This window comes from Streptomyces sp. NPDC048600 (genome assembly GCF_055587025.1).
On sequence record NZ_JBVJGZ010000022.1, the window covers coordinates 22,458 to 47,759 of the forward strand.

Below are 25,302 nucleotides of genomic sequence, written 5' to 3' on the forward strand. Positions count from 1 at the left end.
CACCCATGGCTACGCTTGAAATCCGAGACCTGCGCGTCACCGTCGAGGCCGACAACGCCACGAAGGAGATCCTCAAGGGCGTCGACCTCACCGTGAAGCAGGGCGAGACGCACGCCATCATGGGCCCCAACGGCTCCGGCAAGTCGACCCTGGCCTACTCCCTCGCGGGCCACCCGAAGTACACGATCACCGGCGGCACCGTGCTGCTCGACGGCGAGGACGTCCTGGAGATGTCCGTCGACGAGCGCGCCCGCGCGGGTGTCTTCCTGGCCATGCAGTACCCGGTCGAGGTCCCCGGCGTCTCGGTCTCCAACTTCCTGCGCACCTCCGCCACCGCGATCCGCGGCGAGGCCCCCAAGCTGCGCACCTGGGTGAAGGAGGTCAAGGAGGCCATGGAGCGCCTCAACATGGACCCCTCCTTCGCCGAGCGCAACGTCAACGAGGGCTTCTCCGGCGGTGAGAAGAAGCGCCACGAGATCCTCCAGCTGGAGCTGCTCAAGCCGAAGATCGCGATCCTCGACGAGACCGACTCCGGCCTCGACGTCGACGCCCTGCGCGTCGTCTCCGAGGGCGTCAACCGCGTCCGTGAGACGGGCGAGGTCGGCACCCTGCTGATCACGCACTACACGCGCATCCTGCGCTACATCAAGCCCGACCACGTCCACGTGTTCGCCGGCGGCAAGATCGTCGAGTCCGGCGGTGCCGAGCTCGCCGACAAGCTCGAGGCGGAGGGCTACGAGGCTTACACGAAGGGTGGCGCATCCGAGTGACACAGCTGCCGGGCCTCCTCGACACAGAGGCGCTCCGCAAGGACTTCCCGATCCTGGACCGGGCGCTCCACGACGGCAAGAAGCTCGTGTACCTGGACAACGCGGCGACCAGCCAGAAGCCGCGCCAGGTACTCGACGCGCTCAACGAGTACTACGAGCGCTACAACGCCAACGTCCACCGCGGCGTGCACGTCCTCGCCGAGGAGGCCACGGCGCTGTACGAGGGCGCGCGCGACAAGGTCGCCGAGTTCATCAACGCGCCCAGCCGCGACGAGGTGATCTTCACCAAGAACGCCTCCGAGTCGCTCAACCTCGTGGCGAACATGCTGGGCTGGGCCGACGAGCCCTACCGCGTGGACCGCGAGACCGAGATCGTCATCACGGAGATGGAGCACCACTCCAACATCGTGCCGTGGCAGCTGCTCGCGCAGCGCACGGGCGCGAAGCTGAAGTGGTTCGGTCTCACCGACGACGGCCGCCTGGACCTGTCCAACATCGAAGAGGTCATCACCGAGAAGACGAAGATCGTCTCCTTCGTGCTGGTCTCCAACATCCTGGGCACGGTCAACCCGGTCGAGGCGATCGTGCGCCGCGCCCAGGAGGTCGGCGCGCTGGTCTGCATCGACGCCTCCCAGGCCGCCCCGCACATGCCGCTGGACGTACAGGCCCTCCAGGCCGACTTCGTGGCCTTCACCGGCCACAAGATGTGCGCCCCGACCGGCATCGGCGTCCTGTGGGGCCGCCAGGAACTCCTGGAGGACCTGCCTCCGTTCCTGGGCGGCGGCGAGATGATCGAGACGGTGTCCATGCACTCCTCGACGTACGCCCCCGCGCCCCACAAGTTCGAGGCGGGCACGCCCCCGATCGCCCAGGCGGTCGGCCTCGGCGCCGCCATCGACTACCTGAGCTCGATCGGCATGGACAAGATCCTCGCCCATGAGCACGCGCTGACCGAGTACGCGGTCCAGCGTCTCCAGGAGGTCCCCGACCTGCGGATCATCGGCCCCACCACGGCCGAGGACCGGGGCGCGGCGATCTCCTTCACCCTCGGCGACATCCACCCGCACGACGTGGGCCAGGTGCTCGACGAGCAGGGCATCGCGGTCCGGGTCGGCCATCACTGCGCCCGCCCGGTCTGCCTGCGGTACGGAATTCCCGCGACCACCCGAGCGTCGTTCTATCTGTACTCCACTCCGGCCGAGATCGACGCGCTGGTCGAGGGGCTGGAGCACGTCCGGAACTTCTTCGGCTGACGGGACGAGCGATCGCATGAAGCTGGATTCGATGTACCAGGAAGTCATCCTGGACCACTACAAGAACCCTCATGGGCGTGGTCTGCGGGACGGCGACGCCGAGGTGCACCATGTGAACCCGACGTGCGGGGACGAGATCACGCTCCGCGTGAAGTACGCCGGCACGAAGATCGAGGACGTCTCGTACGAGGGCCAGGGCTGTTCCATCAGCCAGGCCTCGGCCTCCGTGCTGAACGAGCTCCTCGTGGGCAAGGACCTCTCCGAGGCGCAGAAGATCCAGGAGACCTTCCTGGAGCTGATGCAGTCCAAGGGCAGGATCGAGCCCGACGACGCGATGGAGGAGGTGCTGGAGGACGCGGTCGCGTTCGCCGGTGTCTCCAAGTACCCGGCCCGGGTCAAGTGCGCCCTCCTCAGCTGGATGGCGTGGAAGGACGCGACGGCGCAAGCCCTGGGCGGAGCCGACGCCGAAAGGAAGACGGCATGAGCGACACCGTGGAGATGAAGCCGGCCTCCGAGGAGGAGGTCCGCGAGGCCCTGTACGACGTCGTCGACCCCGAGCTGGGCATCGACGTCGTCAACCTCGGCCTGATCTACGGCATCCACATCGACGACGCGAACATCGCGACGATCGACATGACCCTGACCTCCGCGGCCTGCCCGCTGACGGACGTCATCGAGGACCAGGCCAAGTCCGCCACGGACGGCCTCGTCAGCGAACTGCGCATCAACTGGGTCTGGATGCCGCCGTGGGGCCCGGACAAGATCACGGACGACGGCCGCGATCAGCTGCGCGCGCTCGGCTTCAACGTCTGAGACCCGCCCGACGACGTGGAAGGGGCGGCACCCTGTCAGGGGGTGCCGCCCCTTCACGCGTTCATGGAGCGCCCCGGGTCACGGGGTGGTGCGGGCGGCCTGCGGGTCGTGGCGCGTCCCTTCAACGGGCCGAAATCCGGGAGTACTTGATGCCTGGTCGAGCGTGAGCGACTGGTCGCGGAATTTTCAGGCGCCCAGCGTCACTGGCGATGTGCGGAGCGTGTGGAGTGCGTGGCGATCTGCGCGCGTCATGCGATGCGTCGGATGCGCATCACGGATATGGCGGGGCATTCGGGGTGAACGGGAGGCGGAGGCTGCCCCGAAAGCCGGAAGCGACCGTTGCGTACGCTCGTACACATGGGATATCTACTGCTGGCCGGGGCCATAGCCGCGGAGGTCTGCGCCACGACCGCGCTCAAGTACACCGACGGCTTCAGCCGGCTGCTGCCGTCCGTGCTGACCGGGCTCGGCTACGTCGTGTCCTTCCTGCTGCTCGCCCAGACACTGCGGACGGTCTCGGTCGGCACGGCGTACGCGATCTGGTCCGGGGTCGGCACCGCCGTGATCGCCACCATCGGCGTGCTCTTCCTCGGGGAGGGGATGAACACCGCCAAGGCCGCCGGGATCGCGCTGATCATCGTCGGGGTGGTCGTGCTCAACATGGGAGGGGCGCACTGATGCCCCGGCGGCACGACCCCGAGCGCAGGCAGCGGATCATCGACGCGGCGATCCGGGTCGTGGGGGAGCGCGGCATCGCCGGACTGACCCATCGCACGGTCGCCGCCGAGGCGGATGTGCCGCTCGGCTCGACGACGTACCACTTCGCCACCCTCGACGACCTCCTCGTCGCCGCCCTGCGCCAGACCGGCGAGGGCTTCACCGCGCTGATCGCCGAGTGCGGCGGGCTCGACGACCCGGACACCGATCTGGCGGCACGGCTCGCCGCGCTGACCGGCGAGTGGCTCGCGGGCGACCGGGAGGGAGTGGAGCTGGAGTACGAGCTGTATGTCGCCGCCCTGCGCCGGCCCGCGCTGCGGCCCGTCGCCGCCGAGTGGGCGCACGGCGTCGGCACGCTCCTCGCCGCCCACACCGACCCCGTCACCGCGCGGGCCCTGGTCGCGATGCTGGACGGGGTGTGCCTCCAGGTGCTGCTGACGGGGGCGCCGTACGACGAGGCATACGCGCGGGAGATGCTGGGGCGGGTGCTGCGGGGGGCGTGAACCCGTCCCGTGAACCCGTTCCGGGGGATCGGGGAACAGCGGATGACATGCTCAAGCAGAACCCGTTCCCTGGAGGCCACGTGACCGGACCGCCGGCGCTGTGCGAGGACGGCGACCTGGTCGCCCAGTCGCTGGAGGAGCCCGAGCTGTTCGCGCGGCTGTACGACCGGTACGCGCCCGACATCCACCGGTACGCGGCACGCCGTCTGGGCACGGGCGCGGCCGAGGACATCACCGCCGAGACGTTCCTCGTCGCCTTCCGCGGCCGTGCCCGCTACGACACCACCCGGGGCAACGCCCGGCCCTGGCTGTACGGCATCGCCGGCAACCTCATCGGCAAGCACCGCCGTGCCGAGGTCCGGGCCCTGCGGGCGCTGGCCCGCACCGGACACGACCCGGTCGCCGAGTCCTGGTCGGAGCGCGCCGACGAACGGCTCGCCGCCGGGAGCGCGCACCTCCCGCTGGCCGGGGCGCTGGCCGCCCTGTCGGCCGGCGACCGCCATGTCCTGCTGCTCGTGGCCTGGGCCGACCTGAGCTACCAGGAGGTCGCCGAGGCGCTCGGCATCCCCGTCGGCACGGTCCGCTCGCGGCTCAACCGTGCCCGCCGCAAGGTGCGTTCGGCCCTGGGCGCCGACCCGGCGTTCACCCTCGACCCCACGGAGGTGGTCTGACATGGACGAGATGACGGCGGTCCGCGACCTGCGCTCCGAGGCGCCCGTCGGCTCCCGCCCCGACCTCGTCGCCGGCCGGGACCGGCTGCTGCGCGAGGCGGCCCGCGGCTCCCGCCGCCTGCGGGGCGACTGGCGGCTCGCGGCGGTGGGCGCCGCGGCGATCACCGCGGTCGCGCTGGTCGGCACGCACGTGGCCGACGGCGGCTCCGAGGACACCCGGGCGGGCTCCCGGCCCTCGTACACGATCGAGCTCGGCAGTGCGAAGGACCTGCTGAACCAGGCCGCGGACGTGATCGCCGCCGGACCCGGCAGGACCGCGCGCGAGGGCCAGTGGATCTACTCCCGCACCGTGGAGAGCAACCTGACCGACGACGATCCGGGACCGCAGACCGACGAGCGGTGGACGAAGTACGCCGACCCGGCCTCCGAGAACGGCAAGCAGGGCGACGACCACTCACCCCGGGAGCAGTACGAGTTCCTGCGGACGCTGCCCGACGACGTCCGGCAGGTCCGCACGCGGGCCCGGCAGTTCTACGACGCCACCGACTCGACCGAGACCCGCGTCCAGCACGAGTACCGGGCCCTCACCACCGTCCTCTCCCGCGCCTACGCCTACGACCCCGAGGACCTCGCCAAGGTCTACCGGGCCCTGGCCTCCATCCCCGGCGTGCGGGCCGCCGACGTCACCGACGTCACGGGGCGCGGCGCGATCGCCCTCTATCTCAAGGGCACCCGCCCCTCGGCGGACCGCGAGGAGACCCTCCTCGACCCGGTGACGTACCACTACCGCGGCTTCCGCTACCTGGCCGGGACGGACGGCGACGGATGGCGGAAGGGCGACCCGCTGATCAGCGGGGCGCGGGACGCGGTGGCGGTGGTGGAGAAGAAGGGGCGGAAGCCGTGACGCCGCCGGCCCGTGGGGCGGCAGCCGTGAGGCCGCCGGCCCGCAGGGCGGGAACCGTGAGGCCGTCGGCCCTCGGAGCCCCGCCGACCGGCACGTGAGACGGGCCGTGGGCGGTTGGCCCGGGATGGCCGGGTCACGTTAGGTTTCCCTCATGACCGACACGACTGCTCCCCGCACCACCGGCGCCGTGGCCGCCGGCCTCGCCACGATCGCCGCCGACGGCACCGTCCTCGACACCTGGTTCCCCGCCCCGGAGCTGACCGACGAGCCCGGCCCCGCGGGCACCGAGCGGCTGGACGCCGAGCGCACCGCCGCGCTGCTCGGCGAGCACGCGGTGGCCGCGATCGCCAAGGACGGCATCCGCGGCACGGAGGTCGTCGCGGTCCGTACGGTCATCTCCTCGCTGGACGACAAGCCGCTCGACACCCACGACGCCTACCTGCGGCTGCACCTGCTCTCGCACCGCCTGGTGAAGCCGAACGAGCAGAACCTCGACGGCATCTTCGGTCTGCTCGCCAACGTCGCCTGGACCTCGCTCGGCCCGGTCGCCGTGGACACCCTGGAGACGGTCCGCCTCGCGGCCCGCGCCCGCGGTGTGCACGTGAGCGTGTTCGGTGTGGACAAGTTCCCGCGCATGACGGACTACGTCGCCCCGGCCGGCGTCCGTATCGCCGACGCGGACCGGGTCCGCCTCGGCGCGCACCTCGCCTCGGGCACCACGGTCATGCACGAGGGCTTCGTCAACTTCAACGCGGGCACCCTCGGCACCTCCATGGTCGAGGGCCGCATCTCCCAGGGCGTCGTCGTCGGCGACGGCTCGGACATCGGCGGCGGCGCCTCCACCATGGGCACCCTGTCGGGCGGCGGCAAGGAGCGCGTCCGCATCGGCGAGCGCTCCCTGGTCGGCGCCGAGGCCGGCGTCGGCATCGCCCTGGGCGACGACTGCGTCGTCGAGGCGGGCCTCTACCTCACCGCCGGCACCAAGGTCACCCTCCCCGACGGCCAGACCGTCAAGGCCCGCGAGCTCTCCGGCGCCAACAACATCCTCTTCCGCCGCAACTCCGTCACGGGCGCCGTCCAGGCGGTCCCCAACAACGCGGAGTGGGGCGGCCTGAACGAGATCCTGCACAGCCACAACTGACGTACGGCCGGCGCCTCGGAGCGGTCCGGGGCTCGTATCGCGGGGGACGCGGTGCGGGCTCCGGGCCGTTTCCGCGTTCACGGGCGGGAAAGTTCCGCCCGCCTCGCATAGCCGCCCCGCCCCGCGCGCGTCAGTAGAAGTACGGGGGGCGGACGACGGGTCCGCCCGGGGCGGAGAAGGTGGCGATGGACGCCGAGGCACAGGAGGAGTTCCGGCGGTTCGTGGCCGGCCGGTCCTCCTCGCTGCTGAGAACGGCCGTGCTGCTCAGCGGCGGCGACCGGCACGCGGGCGAGGACCTGCTGCAGAACGCCCTGGTCAAGGCGGCCGGGCGGTGGCGGCGGATCGACGAGCCGGAGGCCTACGTACGGCAGATCCTGTACCGGCAGCAGATCAGCCGCTGGCGGCTGAAGTGGCGGCGGCTCGAACTGAGCGTCGCCGAGCCGCCCGACGGCCACCCCGTCCCCGACGGCTCCACCGCGGCCGAACTGCGTCTGGTGATGCGCCAGGCCCTCGGCCGGCTGACCGCCCGGCAGCGGGCCGTGCTCGTGCTGCGCTACTTCGAGGACCTGCCCGAGGCCGAGGTGGCCCGCCTGCTCGGCTGCTCCGTCGGCACCGTGCGCTCCACCACCCATCGCTCCCTCGCCCGGCTGCGCGCCCTGGCGCCCGAGCTGGCCGCCCTTCGGGACATCGCCCAGGGGCCCCGTGACTTCTCGCCCGTGGAGGTGCGTCCGTGAACGTCGAGGAACTGGTGCGGGACTCCCTGCGGGAACTGGCCGACGAGCAGCCGGCCGCCGCGCCCGGGTTCGCCGAACGCGTGCTGCGGACTCGTCGCCGCCGCCGGGCCCGGCGGCTCGCCGCCCTGGCATCGGCCGGCGCGGCCGTCGTCGCCGTCGCCGTGACCGGGCCGCTGCTCCCGGGCGGCCGGGGCGAGCCCTCGCCCTTCGCGGCCCGGCTCGGGATCAGCGCGCACGCCGACCAGTCGCCGCCGCGCGAGCTGATCGAGGCCGGTGACACCGCCCTCGCCGCCTACTACCTGACGCGGACCGTCCCGGTGACCGAGTGGCAGGGGGTCGTACAGCGGACGTACTGGCTGCTCGATCCCGTCAGCGGCCGGTACGAGAAGGACGCCCGCTGGTCCTTCGTCGCCGTCGCGCCCGGACTGCGGACCGCCGCCGTGCTCGAACGGCGGCTGCCCGCCTCGCGCATCGGCCTGCTGGACCTGCGCACCCGCGAGGTCCGGAGATGGATTCCGGTGGACCACGCCGTCGGCGGGCTCGCGTTCTCCACCGACGGCACGAAGCTCGTCGCCACGACGTACGAGCACCACCCCGACCCGACCGTCCCGTCGGACACCGGCGTTGTCGAGGAGACCGCCAGGGGCTACTCGCTCCCGCCCACCGACCCCCGCCGCACCGGCTTCCACATCCTCGACGTGGCCACGGCACGGGGCACCTGGAGTGCCGTCGCCGAGCGCGGCGACGACCTGTGGGGCAGTCGCCAGGACTTCTCCTTCGGACGGGACGGGCGGACCGTGTACTGCCAGATCCTCGGTTCCCGGGACGGTCTCCAGCAGTTCTACGGCCTCGACGGGCGGCCGGTCGCCGCGCCCACCGGCGAGCGGTGGCTGCGCTCGGACGTGCCGGCCCGGCTCTCCCCCGACGGACGGCTCGCCGCCCTCGGGCTGACCGAGGAGCTGCCTCCCGGCAGGTCCTACTCCTCGATCCGCGACCCGCGCACCGGCGAGGAGGTGGCCAAGGTGCGCGGCGCGCAGCTCCTGGCCTGGGCCGACGACCGGCGGCTCATCGCCTGGGAACGGGCGACCGGCCTCGACGAGCCGTACCGGCCCCGCCTGGTGCTGGTCACGATCGGCAGTGACGAGACGGTCCCGCTCAGCGGGGTGCCAAAGGAGGCGGCGTATCCCTCCGAGTACGCCTGGACCCCGGTCTTCGCCCGGCGCTGAGCGCGACGCTGAGCCCGGCGCGACGTGCGGCGGCAGCCGGTCGGCCTCAGCCGGCGGTGAGCCGCTCGTACGCCGCCCGCAGCCCGTCGGCCGCCTGTCGACCGGCCGGCCGCAGCGGCGCGCGCACCGGGCCGGCTGGCAGACCGAGGGCGTTCAGCAGGGACTTGGCGGTGACCGAGCCGGGCAGCCCGGACGACATCATCGACTCGATGAGCTCGGTGGCCCGTTGCTGGAGCCGGGCGGCTCCCGCGGTGTCGCCCGCGTCGAACGCGTCCAGCACGGACCGCAGATGACGGGGGACCACGTTGGCGACCGTGCTGATGTACCCGGCGCCGCCCACCGCGTACAGCGCGAGGTTGTGCTCGTCGCAGCCCGCGTAGTACGCCAGATCCGTACGGGAGAACACCTTCTGGGCGGCCAGGAAGTCGTAGGAGCAGTCCTTGACGCCGACGATCCTCGGGTGCTCGGCGAGGCGCAGGACGGTGTCCGCCTCGATCCGGGTGCCGGTGCGGCCGGGGATGTCGTACAGCAGCACCGGAAGGCCGGAGGCGTCCGCGACCTCCAGGAAGTGCGCCTCCAGGGCGTCCTGCGGCGGCCGGCTGTAGTACGGCGAGACCACCAGCAGCCCGTCCGCGCCGGACTTCTCGGCCTGCAGGGCGAGTTCGGCGGTGTGCCGGGTGTCGAAGGTGCCGACGCCCGCGACGACCGAGGTCCGCGCGCCCACCGCCTTCCGCACTGCCGCGATCAGCTCGGCCTTCTCGGCGTCCGAGGTGGTCGGCGACTCACCCGTCGTGCCGGACAGCACGAGTCCGTCGCAGCCCTCGGTCACCAGCCGGTCGGCGAGCCGCTGGGCGCCGTCGAGGTCGAGGGTGCCCGACTCGGTGAAGGGCGTGATCATCGCGCACAGGGCGCGGCCGAAGGGAGGAGACGTCATGGAGGTAGTCTCGGCGCGACCTCGGTGAAGCTCCACTTAAATCTCCTACGAGATATGGCTAAGCGGTGCTTCAGGAACGGCAGCCGCCGCCCCCTCCCCGAGCGGCTGGGGAGCGGGGCGGCGGCCGGCCGGACCGGGGCCGGCCGGCGGGAGTGCCGGACGGCCCCGGGGGACCTCACGGGTAGAAACGCAGCACCTGCGGGTCGTGGTCGCTGATCTGGTCGTTGAACTCCGCATTGATGTGCACGCTGTCGTACTCGAACGCGCAGCCGCGGCGCACCGACGGGCTGACCAGGATCTGGTCCAGCGTCTGGGCGTTGCCCTGGTAGACGTACGAGTAACGCTCCGTGCGCGGCAGCGACTTGATCGCCGACCACAGCTCGCCGTCACCTTCGAGGATCTTCGCGGTGCCGGAGAACTCGAAGTCGTTGATGTCGCCGAGGACCACCACGTCCGCGTTGCGCTGCACGGCGAGGACGTCCTTGACGAACGTGTTCACGACCGTCGCCTGCGCGTGGCGCTGGGTCTCCGAGCTGCGCGCCGGCGGCTGGAACTGCGAGGTCAGACCCTGGTCGCCGCCCTTGGAGTTGAAGTGGTTGGCGACCACGATGACCGTACGGCCACGGAAGACGAACTCGCCGGCCAGCGGCTTGCGGCTGTTGGCCCAGGCGGCGTTCGCCGGGTCGATGCGGCCCGGCGAGACGGTCAGGGCCGCCTTGCCGCGCACCTCGGTGACACCGGCCGCGGTGGTGGCGTCGCCGCCCGCGCGGTCGGTGAAGGACACCCGCCGCGGGTTGAACAGGAACACCTGGCGGATGTTGCCGCCCGGCTCACCGCCGTCGGCGAGGTCCACCGGGTCGATCGAGCGCCAGTCGTAGGCCGGGCCGCCCGCCGCGACGATCGCGTCTATCAGCTTGCGCACGGTCTGGTCCGCGGCGACCGTGCCGTCCTTCACCGCGCCGTTGTTGTCCTGGATCTCCTCCAGGGACACGATGTCGGGCGACTTCAGGTTGTTCACGATCGCGCTCGCGTGCGCGTCGAAGCTGGTGTCGGACGGGTCGAGGTTCTCGACGTTGTAGGTGGCCACCGCCAGTTCGCCCGACCGCTGCCTGCGCGTGCTCTCCCGCTCCAGACCGGCGCTCTCCAGAGTGCCGAGCCGGTCCGCGATCAGCGTGTAGCCGCCGAACTGGTTGTAGTCCAGCGGGCCGGCGGTGACACCGGCCAGGGTGTCGCCGACGTTCGCGACGGGGAAGTCGGCGGGCTTGCCGAGCGACTGGATCTGGATCCGGCCGCTGTTCTGGGCGGCGTAGGAGCCGTAGACCGTGGCGCCGCGGCGGCTGTCGCGCTCCTGCGGCTTCACCGTCACCCACAGCTCGGTGTACGGGTCGGTCGCGCCGACCACACGGGCGTCGGCGACCTGGACGTTCATGCCCTCCACGGACTCGTACAGGTCCAGCGCGTACGAGGACGGCTTCAGGGTGAGGCCGTTCACCGAGCCGCCGGCGGCGGGGTCGCCCTCCGGGGCGTAGGCGTCCGGGACGGAGCCGTCATCCAGGACGACGGCGGCCGGGACGGCGTTGCCGCTGGAGACCACGGTGATCACCGGCTTGGTGATCTCGGTCACCGCCTGGTTGCCCGAGGCGGCGCCGCCCGGCACGAACTCGGTGACCGTGCCGGAGACCTTCACCAGGTCGCCCACGGCCACGCCCTTCGGGGCGGAGCCGGTGAAGACGAAGACGCCCTCGCTGGTGGCCGGGTCGGCGTCCGCCTCCGGGTCCTGGATCCAGAAGCCGCGCGAGGAACCGTAGGTCCGCACGCCGGTGACGATTCCGGTCACGTCGGCGACCTGCTGGCCCGCGTACGGGGACGTCCGGGTCGTGCCCTGGATGTCGTGGACACGGACGGCGTCGGCGTGGGCGGGCGACGTCAGCACGACCGTGGACGCCGCGGAGCACACGGCGGCGACGGTGAGCGCGGCGAGGCGCGCGGAAGACTTGCTCGGCAAAGGGATCCCTCCGGGGACGTTGGTCTGGCGCCGGGACGAGGGCGGTGAGGTCTCTGGACCGGGGCACCGGGACGCGGACAGCGTCGGTGCACAGGTGTTCCCCCTCTTTCTACGCGCGTCAATTTCCTGCCTGGCCCCGTCAGTTGTCAAGGTTTCGGCCATGTACGGCGCCTGACGGGCAGATGAACCGGGCGGCATGGGTGGAAATCCGTCTAGGCTGAGCCCAGTTCACCGCCGTCGTGAGTGCCGTACGGCCGTCCAGGTGCCCTAGGAGAAGCAGGCTCATGTCAGACAGCTCCCCCCTGCCGCCCGTGCGGCTTGCGTCCGAAGCGGAGCTGGCGCGTGCCGCGCTGTCCACGCCGGTGCTGTCCCGTGCCGCCCGGCTCGCCCGCTGGGCCGGACCCGACACCCGCGTCGACGCGGCCGGCGGCCTGGCCGAGGAGCAGCTCCCCGCCGCCGCCGAGACCCTCGGACTCGACGGCGACGACGCGGCCGCGGAGACAGCCGAGGCCTGGCAGGTCGCCGTCGACACCGGACTCGTCGAGATCGCCGACGAGGAGACCGGCACCGTCACGGCCGGCGCCGACCTCGCCCTGCTCACCTCCGGCTCCCCGCACGAGGTGCTCGGGATCTGGCAGGACGCCCTGGAGACGCTGATCGCCGACGCGAGCGTGCCCGACCTCGACGGCCTGGTCGACGCGCTCGACGAGGGCGGCACCGTCGACTTCTCCCAGCTGGACTGGGACCCGCAGGCCGACGCCGACTTCCTCGACGGCGTCCTCGCCAACCTCTATCTGCTCACCGTCAGCGAGGACGGCCCCGGCGACGCCCCCGTGCCGCTGCCCGCGCTCGCCGCGTCCGCGATCGTCCCCAGCGACATGGGCGAACCCACCAACGACGTGCTGGAGCAGGTCTCCGACGCGATGATGCGCCTCGACGACCAGTTCCGGCTGCTGGAACCCGTCGGCCTGGTCGAGTACCGGCCCGTCGACGAGGCGCTGATGGCCGATGTCGACGACCCCGAGGGACCCGAGTCCGTCGACGACACCGACGTCTCCCGCTACGGCATGGTCCGGCTCACCCCGCTCGGCCGGTACGGGCTGCGGGCGAGGCTGCTGGAGGCCGGGTTCGCCGCCCCGGCCGTCGGTGAGCTCGCCGACAAGGGCGCGGACACGCTGCTGGACGGCACCGCCGGGTTCGGCCCGCGGGCCGCGCAGGCCGAGACCGAGCAGTGGCTCGCCCGCCGCGAGGCCCTCGACGCGGCCCGTGAACTCCTCGCCGCAGCGCGCGGTGCCGACACGGGCGGGCCGCTGCGCCGGCTGCGCTGCCAGCAGGCGCTGTCCCTGGTCGGCCCGGAGGCCGAACCCGCGCTGCGCGAGGTCCTGGACGACGCCGAACTCGGCGGACTGGCCCGGGTGTGGCTCACCGAGCGCGGCGCGGCGGACGTGCCCGCGCCGTCCGAGGCGATGGTGTTCTGGCTGACCGTCGACACCGTCGCCGCGCAGCTCGCCGCCGAGGGGAACTCCGAGGAACTCCAGGCGCTCGTCGAGGGGTTGGCCGAGCAGCACAGCGGCTTCTTCGCCGCGGCCTGGCGGGTGGACCACCCCGCGACGGCCGACGTGCTGGAGGCGATGGGGCGGCTGCACCCGGACAAGAAGGTCGCCAAGGAAGCCCGGAAGGCCGCCTTCAAGGCCCGTTCCCAGCAGGGGAACTGACCCTTCCGTGCCCCTTCCGGTGACGCGACCGCCGTGTCCCGCACGGCGGTCGACGGTCGTTTATTGACTCGCCCGGGCCATGGCGCCCTCCTAGAGTGGGAACTCGGGAGGCGCCGCGAAAACCGGGTGCCCGGTCGGTCGGCGACAAGGCCGGGAAACGAATCCGGCCCATTTTCCATCGGCTCGAAATACGCGGATCCATCGCCTTCCGCGTCGCGTCTCCCTCGGAAACCACAGCGAATTCGGGGGAATTCATCATGGCGTACTTCACGCGTATCGAACGCGGTCCTGTCCGACTCCGCCCGGCACGTACGGTGGAGGACACCAGGTGGCCCGCGCGGGCCTGACCGGGTGACGGCGGCGATAGGATGCGGGGACGGTCCCCGGTCCGTGAGGAGCAGCCGAATGTCGCAGGTGGGAGCGGGGGGCCGAACGGCCGGCCGGGACGGCACGGCCGCCCTGCCGAAGCGGGCGGACGCCCGCCGTAACCATCAGCGGCTTCTGCGGGTCGCCGCCGAACTCTTCGCCGAACACGGTGAGAACGCCTCGCTCGACGAGATCGCCAAACGAGCCGGTGTGGGCTCGGGAACGCTCTACCGGCATTTCCCGACCCGCCAGGCCCTGCTGGAGGCCGCTTACGTCGACCGTATCGAGGCGCTGACTGCCCGCGCCGACGAGATCGGCGAGCTGCTGCCACCGGGCGAGGCGCTCGCGGAATGGATGCGGGAACTCGGCCTCGGCACCATCCAGATCCGCGGACTGCGGGCATTGCTGGGCGCGGCCGCCGCTCAGGGTGCCGCGGCCACCGTCTGCGGCAGCACCCTCCGGGACGCGGCCGGGCGGCTGGTCGAGGCGGCCCGGCGCGAGGGGACCCTGCGCGCGGACGTGGAGCCCCTGGACGTGCTGCGGCTGGCCCTCGGGCTGGCCAGTGCCTCCGACCTCGCGGACGACCAGGAACAGCGCGTCGAACGCTATGTCTCCCTCCTCATGGAGGGGTTGAGGCCGCGGGGTTGAGGCCGCGGGTTGAGTTCGCGGGTTGAGTTCGCGGGGTTGAGCGCGGCGGGCGCCCCTGGCTGGGGCGCCCCTGCCCTGCGACGAGAGTTCCGGCTGTGGCTGATCTGGCTGCCGTGGCCTGCGGTGGTGCTGTGCGGTGGCCGGTTACAGTGCCTGGCCCGCCGGCTTGACCATGTTGCGGACCGTGCGCGCCTTCACGAAGTCGCCCATCGCCGTCATCTCCCACTCGCCGGAGTACTGACGGATCAGCTTGGCCATCATCACGCCCGTCTGCGGCTCGGCGCCGGTGAGGTCGAAGCGGACGAGTTCCTCGCCGGTGGCGGCGTCCAGCAGACGGCAGTACGCCTTGGCGACCTCCGTGAACTTCTGGCCGGAGAAGGAGTTCACCGTGAAGACCAGGCCGCTGACCTCCTGCGGGAGACGGCCGAGGTCGACGGTGATCACCTCGTCGTCGCCGCCGCCCTCGCCGGTGAGGTTGTCGCCGGAGTGGCGGATCGCGCCGCCGACGATGGTCAGCTTGCCGAAGTAGCAGCTGTCGATGTGGTTGCGCTGGGGGCCGAACGCGATGACCGAGGCGTCCAGGTCGATGTCCTTGCCCCGGTACGCCGGCTCCCAGCCCAGGCCCATCTTGACCTGGGAGAGCAGCGGGCGGCCGCCCTTGACCAGGGACACGGTCTGGTTCTTCTGGAGGCTGACCCGGCCCTTGTCGAGGTTGATCTTCCCGCCGGCGGGCGGGGCGGCCGGAGGGGCGGGGGGTGCCGGGGGAGCGGCCGGGGGCGCCGGGGTCTGGGCCGCGGGGGGCTGCCAGGCCGGTGCCGGGGGAGCGGCGGGCGCGGCGGGCTGGGCGGGTGCTGCGGGCTGGGCCGGGGCGGCCGGCTCCTCGACCGTGACGCCGAAGTCGGTGGCGATGCCGGCCAGGCCGTTGGCGTAGCCCTGGCCGACCGCGCGGGCCTTCCAGACGCCGCCGCGCAGATAGACCTCCACGATCACCAGTGCCGTCTCGCTGCCGAGCTGCGGGGGCGTGAAGGTGGCCAGGACGCTCTGGTCGTCCGCGTTGCGGATGGTGGCGGTGGGCTCGATGCCCTGGAAGCTCTGGCCTGCCGCGTCCGGGCTCGCGGTGACCACGATCTTCTCGATGCCCGGGGGGACGGAGGCGGTGTCGACCACGATGGCGTCGGGGGCGGAGCCGCCGCCCGAGCGGTAGGTCACGCCGGGGCCGGCCGGCTGGTTGTAGAAGATGAAGTCGTCGTCGGAGCGCACCTTGCCGTCGGCGGTGAGCAGCAGGCCCGAGACGTCCAGCCGGACCGGGGCGGTCACGTCGACCGTCACGCGGGCGGCGTTCAGCGGGATGTTCGAGCCGGGGGTCATAGCTGTCATGCCCCGTGAACGAGCGAAGGGGTTTTGCCGTTCCCTTACCTGGCCGCCGATCGGGTCAGCGGCGGTTGCGGGGGTGGTTGCGGGCGGTGCGTTCGTTGCCGCGCTTGTAGTTGCCGGTCCAGCGGGCCATGACCAACTGGGGGTCGGTGGTGACCTCGGTGAGGAAGCGGGTGGCTCGGGTGCCGCGGAGGGTGGTGGCGGGGTGGCCGTGGTGGGTGATCAGTACGGTGCCGTCGGGGTGGGTCTCGTAGGCGAAGCCGGTGGGGTGGGGCATGGTCGGGATGGTAGGGGTGGTGGGGGGTTGGGGCCCATCGGTTTTCGCCCCCGCCGCCCCTACCCGTCCCGTCCTCAAGGGGCTCCGCCCCTTCGACCCCGGTCGGCCCTGGACGGGCCTTGTCCTCAAGCGCCGGACGGGCTGTAGGGGGTGGGTGGGTTGCGTGGGGCTTGTCCTCAAACGCCGGACGGGCTGGAGGGGGTGGGCGGGCTGGACGGGGCTTGTACTCAAGCGCCGGACGGGCTGGGGGTGGGTGGGGCTTGGCGTCAGGTTTCGGGGGTCATGGGGTTGTCAGGACCTTGCGGCCGGTTCCGGATGCGAAGCGGGTCAGGGCCCCGGGGTAGTCGGCCAGGGGGACGCGGTCGCTGATCAGGATGTCCGGGTCCAGCACATCGTCCGCGAACAGTTCGGCCGCGCGTTCGAAGCTGTGGAGGACGGCCATCGAGCCCCTCTGGGGCGGTCGCCGACCGGGCGTCGTGGTGGCCGCGGCGGTTTGCGCCGGGCTGCGTGGGTGTCCGAATGGGGGGTGGGCCGGGGTCCGTTCCGTGACCGGCTGTCCTTCAGTACGGCCAGATCGGCGGGTCCGTGACGAAGTGGCCGCCCAGGCGGGCGTGGGCCTCGTTGGCGGGATCCAGGTCGCCCTGTTCCGCGATGAGCTTCTCGGCGTACGGCTCCGAGTCGTCCCGGGGGTCGTAGCCGAGGGCGCGGGCGCTGGTGAGGTCCCACCACAGGCGGGTGTTGGCGGAGGAGCCGTGGACGATCGTGTGGCCGACGTGCTCGGCGGTCAGCGCCGCGTGGAAGAGACGGGCGCCGTCGGCGGGGCTCATCCAGACCGAGAGCATGCGCACGCTGGTCGGCTCCGGGAAGCACGAGCCGATGCGCACCGACACCGTTTCCAGGCCGTGCTTGTCCCAGTAGAACTGCGCCAGGTCCTCGCCGAACGCCTTGGACAGGCCGTAGAAGGTGTCCGGGCGGTGCGGGGTGGTGATCGGGACGAGGGGGTCGTCGCCCTGCGGGCGCGGGGTGTAGCCGACCGCGTGGTTGGAGGAGGCGAAGACGATCCGGCCCACGCCCTCCTCCCTGGCCGCCTCGTAGAGGTGGTACGTGCCCTCGATGTTGGCCTTGAGGATCTTGTCGAAGGAGGCTTCCAGGGAGATGCCCGCGAGATGGATGATCGCGTCGACGCCTCGCACGGCCTCGCGCACGGCCTCCCGGTCCGCCAGGTCCGCGACGATCGAGCCCGGGGCGTCCTCGACGGGCCGCATGTCCAGCAGGCGCAGGTCGTAGCCGTACTCCGGCAGCAGGCCGCGCATCAGGGTGCCGAGGCCTCCGGCGGCGCCGGTGAGCAGGACGGTGCGGGGGGTTCCGGGGGCGGGGCGGGGTGCGGGGCCGGGGGCTGTGGTGGGTGCGGTGCTCGCGGTGGTGGGTGCGGTGCCTGGTGTGTTCGGTGTTGTGCCGGGTGCGGGCATCCGCGGGTCTCCGTGGGGTCGGACGGATGTGTGGACCATATTCACAAGCGTGGACACGGTAGGGATTCGTGCGGTGTCCCGTCAAGTGGGGGTGGGGCCGGCCGGGCCGGATCTGTTGGGTCGAGTCGGGTCGCATTCGGGGTGTGGGGTGGTCCGTTTTGTGTCGGGGGTGTCGGTTGCTTGACCTGTTTGGCGGGGGTCCTTAATCTGCGTTCAGAAATGTAGACGATGGTCACAGGCTTGAGCGCCTGATCAAGGGAGAGCAACGTGACGCCAGCCCCTCTCGCCTCTCGGCTCAGCATCCCCAGCGGGCCCCTGTTCTTTCCCGTCACCGCCTACGGAAGCGGCGGCACGGTCGCCCTCGACGTCTATCGCGCGCACGTGCGCGCGGGCGTCGAGGCCGGTGCCGCCGCCGTCTTCGCCTGCTGCGGCACCGGCGAGTTCCACGCGCTCACCCCCGAGGAGTACGAGCTCTGCGTCCGCGCCGCCGTCGAGGAGACCGCGGGGCGCGTCCCCGTCGTCGCCGGCACCGGGTACGGCACCGCGCTCGCCGTGCGCTACGCGGCCCTCGCCGCCGGTGCCGGGGCCGACGGGCTCCTCGCCATGCCGCCCTACCTCGTCGTCGCCGGGCAGGAAGGGCTGCTGCGGCACTACCGGGAGATCGCCGCCGCCACGCCCCTGCCGGTCGTCGTCTACCAGCGGGACAACGCCGTGTTCACCCCCGAGACGGTTGTCGGACTCGCCCGCACCGACGGGATCATCGGGCTCAAGGACGGGCTCGGCGACCTCGACCTCATGCAGCGGATCGTCAGCGCCGTGCGCGGCGAGGTGGCCGACTTCCTCTACTTCAACGGCCTGCCCACCGCCGAGCAGACCCAGCTCGCCTACCGGGCCATCGGGGTTCCGCTCTACTCGTCCGCCGTGTTCTGCTTCGCGCCCGAGCTCGCCCAGGCCTTCCACCAGGGCCTGGAGACCGGGGACCGGGCCGTCGTCGAACGGCTGCTGGACGGGTTCTTCCGGCCGTTCGTCGAACTGCGCGCCCAGGGGCGGGGGTACGCCGTCTCCCTCGTCAAGGCGGGGGTCCGGCTGCGGGGGCTGGACGTCGGCGGGGTGCGGGCCCCGTTGCAGGAGCCCGCGGACGAACACGTCGAGCTGCTCGGTGAACTGATCGAGCGCGGGTACGCGCTGATGAAGGAGGGCGGGGCGTGAAGACGTCCGCGTTCGTCTATCCCTGGGACGTCAACGGCGATCCCGCGGCGGCCTCGTGGATCGCCGGGCTCGGCGTGCGGCAGGTGACGCTCGCCTCCGCGTACCACTCCACGCGCGCCCTCACGCCGCGCCATCCCCGGCACCGGGTCGTCACCGCGGAGTACGCCGCGGTTCTCTACCCGACGGGTTCGCGGTGGGCCGGGCGCGAGCTGCGGCCCCATCCTGCCGGGGACTGGGCGCCCGGTGACGCCTACGGCGAGGCGGCCGCCGCGCTCGCCGACGCCGGGCTGGAGGTGCACACCTGGGTCGTCCTCGCCCACAACTCCCGGCTCGGCGCCGAGCACCCCGAGACCTCCGTCGTCAACGCCTACGGCGACCGCTACCCGTGGGCCCCGTGCATCGCCCGGCCCGCCACGCGCGCGTACCTCGTCGATCTCGCCGTCGAGGCCGCCGTACGGCCCGGTGCGCGCGGGACCGAGCTGGAGTCCCTCGGGTGGTACGGGCTCGCCCATCTGCACGCGCACGACAAGACCGCCGGGGTGGGCCTCGGGGACGCCGGGCAGTATCTGATGTCCCTGTGCTTCTGTGCGGACTGCCGGGCCGGGTACGACGGGGTCGGGCTCGACCCCGACGCGCTGGCGGCCGCTGTGCGGAGCGCGCTCGGACCCGTGTGGCGGGGGGCAGCCGCCTCCGACGGGGGGTGGGCCGGGGTGGAGAAGCTCCTCGGCGAAGCCCGGGCGGCGGGCACGCGCGCGTGGCGGGACGGTGTCGCCCGCGGGCTCCAGGAGTCCGTCGTCGCGGCGGTCCGCGGGGCGGCCCCCGCCGGGTTCCAGGTGCTGCTGCACGCCGATCCCGTGTCCTACCACTGCGGGGCGAACGCGGGGGTGGACCCGGGGCACGTGCTGGGTGTCGCCGACGGGGTCGTCGTGCCCTGTACGGGCGGGGCCGGGGCGGTTGTGCCGTTCGCCGAGCAGGGGGTGGCAGGGGCCGTCGTCGCCGCGAACCTCACCGTCGTGTCGGGGATGGGCGGGCGGCCCGGCGCCCTCGGGGCCGACGTGGCCGCGGCGCGGGCGCTCGGCGCGAACGAGTTGCGGCTGTATCACGCCGGGCTGGCGTCCGACTCGGATCTCGATGCCGTGCGGGGGGTGGTCGGGGGGCTCTGAACCGGGGCGGGGCGGTTGTGGTCGTGAGCGATGAGTTTCTGGTGCGGGGGGAGTCCTTCCTTGTGGTTGTCGTCCCTTTGTACGGAGGAGCTGGAGCTCATGAGTGAACCGATGATCCTTGATCTCGGGCCGCAGGTGCGGGTCGTGGCGGGGCTGGTGGCCGGGGTGCGGGAGGAGCAGCTGGCCGACAAGACGCCGTGTCCGGCGTACGCGGTGCGGAATCTGCTCGGGCATCTGTACGGGTTGTCCGTCGCGTTCCGGGATGCCGCGCGGAAAGATCTGGGGCCTACGACGGACACGAGTCCCGGGGATCACGTGCCGGATGTGGGGGAGGGGTGGCGGTCGGCGCTGCCTCGGGCGCTGGACGAGCTGGCGGCGGCCTGGCGGGAGCCGGCGGCGTGGTCGGGGATGACCAGGGCCGGGGCCGTGGATCTGCCGGGGGCGGTGGCCGGGGCGGTGGTCGTGGACGAGCTGGTGATCCACGGGTGGGATCTCGCTCGGGCGACCGGGCAGGTGTACGAGCCGGACGAGGCCGCGTTGCGGGTGGCGCACGAGTTCTTGCTGGCTGCGGCGGAGGATCCCGGGCGGGGGGCCGGGGCGTTCGGGCCCGTGGTGCCTGTCGCTGAGGGGGCCTCGGTGCTGGCTCGCGCGGTGGGGTTGAGCGGGCGGGATCCGGGGTGGGCGGGCTGAGGTGATGCCTGCGGCGGCCGGCGTGTGTAGCGCGCTACGGGGGTGGGTGGTGCGGGGCCGGGCCGGGGGGTGTCCGTCCTCGGTCCGCCGGGCTGGTTGCTTACGGGGGTGCTGGTGTCTGACGGCGGCCGCTGCGGGCGGACACCCCCCGCCCCGTCCCCTTGCCGCCGTACGCGGCTTTCCGTCGCCGCGGGCTGCGCGCGCCGCCGCTGCGGGCATGCGTGCCTCCCCCAGTGCCTTAAGGGCCTGGGAGGTACCCCCAGGGCGGCACGGGTGGGCTGGGGGTCCCCCCTCTGGGGGAGGCACCTCGTAGCGCCGAGTTGCGCACCGCCCCGCCCTCAGCCCCCACCGGGCGGTACCTCGCTTACGCCGAGCTGCCCGGCTAGGGGCCTCTGCCGAGCGCAGCTCGCCTGGGGCAGCCGTGGTGCCGGGCTGCGAAACCGCCCCCGCCCCGGCTGGGCCGACCCCGCAACAAACGGCCGTCGCCCAACAGGGCTAAACACGGCGGCCATGCCCCGGAGGGAAACGTACGCTCCGGGGCATGCCCCTGAGCCTCACCGTCCTCGGCACATCCTCCCCGCACCCCGCCCCGGACCGCCCCTGCTCCGGATACCTGCTGCGCGGCGGCGGCGCGGAGGTGTGGGTGGACGCCGGGTTCGGAACGTTCGCGGAGTTGCGCAGGCACACCGACCCGGCCCGGCTGACGGCGATCTGGATCTCGCACCTGCACGCGGACCACACCGCCGACCTGCTGGCCGCCGCCTACGCGTACGCCTTCGGCGGCATGACGCCCGCCGGCCCGGTCCCCGTGTACGCCCCCGAGGGCTGCGACCGGCGGATCGCGGCCTTCCTCGGGCGGACGGACGCCACGTTCCTGAACGAGGTCCTGGACTTCAGGCCGCTGCACGACGGCCACTTCGCACGGCACTGGAACCTGACCCTGAGGGCGAGGGCCGTCGAGCACGACGGGGAGGCCTACGGGCTGCGGGCCGAGTGCCAGGGGAGTGTGCTCGCGTACTCGGGGGACAGCGGACCCTGCGCCGCGCTGCGCGAACTCGCCCGCGGCGCCGACCTGTTCCTGTGCGAGACCGACATCGACAAGGCTCACGCGGGCGAACGGCAGGTGCATCTGACGCCGGAGGACGCCGGTGCATGTGCGAAGGGCGCGCGGGAGCTGCTGATCACCCACGTGGGGCCGACACTGAGCCGTGAGGAGGCCGTCGAGCGGGCCGCCGTCGTGTTCGGCGGGCCCACCGGTGCTGCTCGCGAGGGCGAGACCCGGGCTGTGTGAAAGCACTGCGTGAAAGCGCTTTCTCGATTCTTGTCGGAAGCATTGACGAAACCTGTGGGCGCTTCTAGTTTCATCGCGTCGTACTTCGTACGTCATATATGAGACGCGATACGTCAGATCCGAGAGGCGCGCATGACCTCTGTGCCCACGCCGATCCCGTCCCGCACGCAGTTCGTGCTGGAGGAGATCAAACGCCGCATCCTGACCGGCCGGTTGACCCCGGGCCAGGCCCTCGTCGAGGCCGAACTCGCCGCGCAGTTCGGGGTGTCCAAGACGCCCGTGCGGGAGGCGCTGAAGACGCTGGCCGGGACCGGGCTGGTCGTGATGAGCCAGTACAAGGGCGTCACCGTGCGCATGGTGGACGCGGACATGGCGCGCGAGGTCTACGACGTGCGCCTGCTGCTGGAGCCCGAGGCCCTGCGGCGCGCGGTGCGGCGGAACGCCTCGCTGGACGCGGCCCGGGACGCGCTCGAGCGCGCCGACGCCGCGGACGACACCGCCGAACGGTCCCTCGCCAACCGGGAGTTCCACCGGGCCCTCTACCTGCCCTGCGGCAACCCGCTGCTCGGGCGGATGCTCGACGAGGTGCGCGACCAGGCCGCGCTGGTGTCCGCCGTCGCCTGGGCCTCGTCCCCCTCGTGGGAGCGGGAGGCCGGCGAGCACCGGGAGATCCTGCGGCTCGCCCTCGGCGGCGACGCCGACGGGGCGGCGCGCGCCCTTCACGACCACATCGCGTCGTTCGTGCGACGGGCCTTCCCGGACACGGCCGGTGACCAGGGAGAGGAAGCATGACGACGTTCGAGTCCCAACGGGCGGCCCTGGCCGACGTGGTGGCGATTCCGGTGACCCCGTTCGCCGAGGACGGCACGGTCGACCCGGACACCTACCGGGCCCTGCTGCGCCGGCTCCTGGACGGCGGCGTGCGGACCCTGACCCCCAACGGCAACACCGGCGAGTTCTACGCCCTCACCCCCGAGGAGCGGCAGTCCGTCACCGAGCTGACGCTGGAGGAGGCGGGCGAGCGGGCCGTGATCCTGGTGGGTGTCGGGCACGACGTGCCCACCGCGGTCGCCTCCGCCCGGCACGCCCGGGAGCTGGGCGCCGCGATGGTCATGGTCCACCAGCCCGTGCATCCGTACGTCTCGCAGAACGGCTGGGTCGACTACCACCGGGCCATCGCCGAGGCCGTGCCCGAGCTGGGTGTCGTGCCGTACATCCGCAACGCGCAGCTGGAGGGCGGCCGGCTCGCCGAGCTCGCGGACCTCTGCCCGAACGTGATCGGCGTCAAGTACGCCGTCCCCGACGCGGCCCGCTTCGCCGGCTTCGCGCGGGACGCCGGGCTGGAACGCTTCGTCTGGGTGGCCGGGCTCGCCGAGCCGTACGCGCCCTCGTACTTCTCGGCCGGGGCCGCCGGCTTCACCTCCGGGCTGGTGAACGTCGCGCCCGCCGTCTCCCTGAACATGCTCGAAGCGCTGCGCTCCGGCGACTACGCCGCCGCGATGAAGGTCTGGGAGCAGATCCGGCGGTTCGAGGAACTGCGTGCCGCCCACGCCTCCGCCAACAACGTCACCGTCGTCAAGGAGGCCCTGGCCTCGCTCGGGCTGTGCCGTCGTGAGGTGCGGCCGCCGAGCCGGCCGCTGCCCGAGAGCGAGCGGGCCGAGGTCGCGGCGATCGTCGCCGGGTGGCCGATATGACCCGGGAACTGAGGAGCCGTCAGTGGTACGAGGGTGACGGGCTCAGGTCGTTCAGCCATCGGGCACGGACGCGGCAGCTCGGGTATCTGCCCGAGGAGCATCTCGGCAAGCCGGTGATCGCCGTACTCAACACATGGTCCGACATCAATCCCTGCCATGTGCATCTGCGGGACCGGGCCCAGGCCGTGAAGCGGGGGGTGTGGCAGGCCGGGGGCTTCCCGCTGGAGTTTCCTGTCTCCACTCTGAGCGAGACCTTCCAGAAGCCGACCCCGATGCTCTACCGGAACATGCTCGCCATGGAGACCGAGGAGCTGCTGCGGTCCTACCCGGTGGACGGTGCCGTGCTGATGGGCGGCTGCGACAAGTCCACCCCCGCGCTGCTCATGGGGGCCGCCTCCGTCGATCTGCCCGCTGTCTTCGTGCCTGCCGGGCCCATGCTTCCCGGGCATTGGCGGGGCGAGGTGCTCGGCTCCGGTACGGACATGTGGAAGTACTGGGACGACAAGCGCGCCGGGCTCATCGGGGACTGCGAGATGGGCGAGCTGGAGAGCGGACTCGCCCGGTCCCCGGGGCACTGCATGACCATGGGGACGGCCTCCACGCTCACCGCCGCCGCCGAGGCGCTCGGGGTGACCGTGCCCGGCGCGTCCAGCATTCCCGCCGTCGACTCCGGACACGACCGGATGGCCGCCAGGGCCGGGATGACCGTGGTCGAGCTCGTCCGCCGGGACCGCCGGCTGTCCGAGGTGCTGACGCGGGAGGCTTTCGAGGACGCCGTGACCACCGTGCTGGGGCTCGGGGGCTCCACCAACGCGGTGATCCATCTGATCGCCATGGCGGGGCGGGCCGGGGTCCGGCTCACCCTCGACGACTTCGACCGGATCGCGCGGACCGTCCCGGTGCTGGCCGACGTACGGCCCGGTGGACAGCGATATCTGATGGAGGACTTCCACTTCGCCGGCGGGCTGCCCGGGTTCCTGTCGCGGATACCGGATCTGCTGCACCTGGACCGGCCGACCGTGTCCTGCGACTCCCTGCGCGAGCAGATCGCCGGGGCGCGGGTGCACGACGACGACGTCATCCGGCCGCGCGAGCGTCCCGTCGCGCGTGAGGGCGGCGTGGCCGTGCTGCGGGGGAACCTGTGCCCGGACGGCGCCGTCATCAAGCACATCGCCGCCGAGCCGCACCTGCTCAAGCACACCGGGCCCGCCGTGGTCTTCGACGACTACCGGACCATGCAGCGCACCATCGACGACCCGGAGCTCGGCATCACCGCCGACAGCGTGCTCGTGCTGCGCAACGCCGGGCCCAGGGGAGGGCCGGGCATGCCGGAGTACGGGATGCTGCCGATCCCCGGGCATCTGCTCAAGCAGGGCGTGCGGGACATGGTGCGGATCTCCGACGCCCGGATGAGCGGCACCAGTTACGGCACCTGCGTGCTGCATGTCGCGCCGGAGTCGTACGTCGGCGGGCCGCTGGCGCTGGTCCGCAGCGGCGATCTCATCACGCTGGACGTCGAGGCGCGATCACTGCATCTGGACGTGTCCGACGAGGAGCTGGAGCGGCGGCGGGCCGGGTGGACGCCACCGCCCGCACGGTACGAGCGGGGCTACGGCTTCCTCTACGAGCAGCAGATCACCCAGGCCGACACCGGCTGCGACTTCGAGTTCCTCGCCCGGCCCGGCACGGTTCAGGACCCGTACGCGGGCTGACTCCCGCCCTGTTTGTCGGCCGG

At 72.4% G+C, this 25,302-nt stretch carries 25 protein-coding genes and 1 pseudogene; 20 read left to right on the plus strand and 6 right to left on the minus strand.

Annotated elements, in window-relative coordinates; all coding sequences use genetic code 11:
- Positions 1-5: 5 nt before the first annotated feature.
- From sufC to ACZ6SQ_RS26645, 11 genes are all read left to right on the plus strand, one after another.
- The gene (gene sufC, locus ACZ6SQ_RS26595) at positions 6-770 is read left to right on the plus strand and encodes a Fe-S cluster assembly ATPase SufC (RefSeq protein ID WP_469566291.1); all 765 of its coding nucleotides are present in this window, start codon (positions 6-8) and stop codon (positions 768-770) included.
- A complete protein-coding gene (locus tag ACZ6SQ_RS26600; protein ID WP_469566293.1) occupies positions 767-2,023 on the plus strand; it encodes a cysteine desulfurase in 1,257 nt (418 codons plus the stop codon). The genes sufC and ACZ6SQ_RS26600 overlap by 4 nt, the downstream gene beginning before the upstream one ends.
- Positions 2,024-2,039: 16 nt before the next feature.
- Positions 2,040-2,507 (plus strand): Fe-S cluster assembly sulfur transfer protein SufU, encoded by a 468-nt coding sequence (sufU, locus tag ACZ6SQ_RS26605; protein WP_469566294.1) that lies wholly within the window; start codon positions 2,040-2,042, stop codon positions 2,505-2,507.
- On the plus strand, positions 2,504-2,836 hold the full coding sequence (locus ACZ6SQ_RS26610; protein WP_386379375.1) for a metal-sulfur cluster assembly factor: 333 nt from the start codon (positions 2,504-2,506) through the stop codon (positions 2,834-2,836). Before sufU ends, ACZ6SQ_RS26610 begins: the two co-directional genes overlap by 4 nt.
- 357 nt (positions 2,837-3,193) lie before the next feature.
- Positions 3,194-3,514 carry a DMT family transporter gene (locus tag ACZ6SQ_RS26615; protein ID WP_469566297.1) on the plus strand — a complete coding sequence of 107 codons (321 nt, stop codon included), beginning with the start codon at positions 3,194-3,196 and terminating at the stop codon, positions 3,512-3,514.
- Complete coding sequence (locus tag ACZ6SQ_RS26620; RefSeq protein WP_469566298.1) at positions 3,514-4,056, plus strand: TetR/AcrR family transcriptional regulator; 543 nt, start codon at positions 3,514-3,516, stop codon at positions 4,054-4,056. Before ACZ6SQ_RS26615 ends, ACZ6SQ_RS26620 begins: the two co-directional genes overlap by 1 nt.
- Before the next feature lie 80 nt (positions 4,057-4,136).
- Positions 4,137-4,727: an RNA polymerase sigma factor gene (locus tag ACZ6SQ_RS26625; protein WP_469566300.1), complete on the plus strand. Its 591-nt coding sequence runs from the start codon at positions 4,137-4,139 to the stop codon at positions 4,725-4,727.
- A 1-nt stretch (position 4,728) separates the two neighbouring features.
- Positions 4,729-5,631 (plus strand): CU044_5270 family protein, encoded by a 903-nt coding sequence (locus ACZ6SQ_RS26630; RefSeq protein WP_469566301.1) that lies wholly within the window; start codon positions 4,729-4,731, stop codon positions 5,629-5,631.
- 151 nt (positions 5,632-5,782) lie between these two features.
- The gene (dapD, locus tag ACZ6SQ_RS26635; RefSeq protein ID WP_386379380.1) at positions 5,783-6,772 is read left to right on the plus strand and encodes a 2,3,4,5-tetrahydropyridine-2,6-dicarboxylate N-succinyltransferase; all 990 of its coding nucleotides are present in this window, start codon (positions 5,783-5,785) and stop codon (positions 6,770-6,772) included.
- 185 nt (positions 6,773-6,957) lie between these two features.
- Entirely contained in the window at positions 6,958-7,506 is a 549-nt protein-coding gene (locus ACZ6SQ_RS26640) for a SigE family RNA polymerase sigma factor (RefSeq protein ID WP_469566303.1), read from the plus strand.
- Positions 7,503-8,732, plus strand: a complete 1,230-nt coding sequence (locus tag ACZ6SQ_RS26645; RefSeq protein WP_469566304.1) for a WD40 repeat domain-containing protein — start codon at positions 7,503-7,505, stop codon at positions 8,730-8,732. The genes ACZ6SQ_RS26640 and ACZ6SQ_RS26645 overlap by 4 nt, the downstream gene beginning before the upstream one ends.
- 46 nt (positions 8,733-8,778) lie before the next feature.
- On the opposite strand, the gene dapA is transcribed toward ACZ6SQ_RS26645, so the two are convergent.
- Together dapA and ACZ6SQ_RS26655 are read right to left on the minus strand one after the other, a co-directional pair.
- Positions 8,779-9,666: a 4-hydroxy-tetrahydrodipicolinate synthase gene (dapA, locus tag ACZ6SQ_RS26650; protein ID WP_469566306.1), complete on the minus strand. Its 888-nt coding sequence runs from the start codon at positions 9,664-9,666 to the stop codon at positions 8,779-8,781.
- A 175-nt stretch (positions 9,667-9,841) separates the two neighbouring features.
- Positions 9,842-11,671: an endonuclease/exonuclease/phosphatase family protein gene (locus ACZ6SQ_RS26655; RefSeq protein ID WP_469566308.1), complete on the minus strand. Its 1,830-nt coding sequence runs from the start codon at positions 11,669-11,671 to the stop codon at positions 9,842-9,844.
- A gap of 284 nt (positions 11,672-11,955) precedes the next feature.
- On the opposite strand from ACZ6SQ_RS26655, the gene ACZ6SQ_RS26660 reads away from it, so the two are divergent.
- Both ACZ6SQ_RS26660 and ACZ6SQ_RS26665 read left to right on the plus strand, forming a co-directional pair.
- Entirely contained in the window at positions 11,956-13,386 is a 1,431-nt protein-coding gene (locus ACZ6SQ_RS26660; protein WP_469566310.1) for a hypothetical protein, read from the plus strand.
- Positions 13,387-13,791: 405 nt separating this feature from the next.
- Positions 13,792-14,400, plus strand: a complete 609-nt coding sequence (locus tag ACZ6SQ_RS26665; protein WP_469566312.1) for a TetR/AcrR family transcriptional regulator — start codon at positions 13,792-13,794, stop codon at positions 14,398-14,400.
- Between the two features lie 144 nt (positions 14,401-14,544).
- Here the strand turns inward: ACZ6SQ_RS26665 and ACZ6SQ_RS26670 are convergent, their stop codons facing one another.
- The 4 genes and pseudogenes from ACZ6SQ_RS26670 to ACZ6SQ_RS26685 all read right to left on the minus strand — a co-directional run bounded on the left by ACZ6SQ_RS26670 (position 14,545) and on the right by ACZ6SQ_RS26685 (position 17,520).
- Positions 14,545-15,768: a TerD family protein gene (locus tag ACZ6SQ_RS26670; RefSeq protein ID WP_469566499.1), complete on the minus strand. Its 1,224-nt coding sequence runs from the start codon at positions 15,766-15,768 to the stop codon at positions 14,545-14,547.
- Between the two features lie 64 nt (positions 15,769-15,832).
- On the minus strand, positions 15,833-16,051 hold the full coding sequence (locus ACZ6SQ_RS26675) for a hypothetical protein (RefSeq protein WP_469566314.1): 219 nt from the start codon (positions 16,049-16,051) through the stop codon (positions 15,833-15,835).
- 280 nt (positions 16,052-16,331) lie between these two features.
- A pseudogene (locus ACZ6SQ_RS26680) lies at positions 16,332-16,499 on the minus strand (alcohol dehydrogenase); the annotation flags it as partial.
- A gap of 112 nt (positions 16,500-16,611) precedes the next feature.
- A complete protein-coding gene (locus ACZ6SQ_RS26685; protein WP_469566316.1) occupies positions 16,612-17,520 on the minus strand; it encodes an NAD-dependent epimerase/dehydratase family protein in 909 nt (302 codons plus the stop codon).
- 267 nt (positions 17,521-17,787) lie between these two features.
- On the opposite strand from ACZ6SQ_RS26685, the gene ACZ6SQ_RS26690 reads away from it, so the two are divergent.
- From ACZ6SQ_RS26690 to araD, 7 genes are all read left to right on the plus strand, one after another.
- Complete coding sequence (locus ACZ6SQ_RS26690) at positions 17,788-18,729, plus strand: 5-dehydro-4-deoxyglucarate dehydratase (RefSeq protein WP_469566318.1); 942 nt, start codon at positions 17,788-17,790, stop codon at positions 18,727-18,729.
- Complete coding sequence (locus ACZ6SQ_RS26695) at positions 18,726-19,892, plus strand: hypothetical protein (RefSeq protein WP_469566319.1); 1,167 nt, start codon at positions 18,726-18,728, stop codon at positions 19,890-19,892. Before ACZ6SQ_RS26690 ends, ACZ6SQ_RS26695 begins: the two co-directional genes overlap by 4 nt.
- A gap of 99 nt (positions 19,893-19,991) precedes the next feature.
- Complete coding sequence (locus ACZ6SQ_RS26700; protein WP_469566321.1) at positions 19,992-20,582, plus strand: TIGR03086 family metal-binding protein; 591 nt, start codon at positions 19,992-19,994, stop codon at positions 20,580-20,582.
- Positions 20,583-21,123: 541 nt separating this feature from the next.
- Positions 21,124-21,873 carry an MBL fold metallo-hydrolase gene (locus ACZ6SQ_RS26705; RefSeq protein ID WP_469566322.1) on the plus strand — a complete coding sequence of 250 codons (750 nt, stop codon included), beginning with the start codon at positions 21,124-21,126 and terminating at the stop codon, positions 21,871-21,873.
- A 132-nt stretch (positions 21,874-22,005) separates the two neighbouring features.
- Positions 22,006-22,665, plus strand: a complete 660-nt coding sequence (locus ACZ6SQ_RS26710) for a GntR family transcriptional regulator (RefSeq protein WP_469566324.1) — start codon at positions 22,006-22,008, stop codon at positions 22,663-22,665.
- The gene (locus tag ACZ6SQ_RS26715; protein WP_469566326.1) at positions 22,662-23,567 is read left to right on the plus strand and encodes a dihydrodipicolinate synthase family protein; all 906 of its coding nucleotides are present in this window, start codon (positions 22,662-22,664) and stop codon (positions 23,565-23,567) included. Before ACZ6SQ_RS26710 ends, ACZ6SQ_RS26715 begins: the two co-directional genes overlap by 4 nt.
- Positions 23,564-25,279, plus strand: a complete 1,716-nt coding sequence (araD, locus tag ACZ6SQ_RS26720) for an L-arabinonate dehydratase (RefSeq protein WP_469566328.1) — start codon at positions 23,564-23,566, stop codon at positions 25,277-25,279. Before ACZ6SQ_RS26715 ends, araD begins: the two co-directional genes overlap by 4 nt.
- The last annotated feature ends 23 nt before the right edge of the window (positions 25,280-25,302 follow it).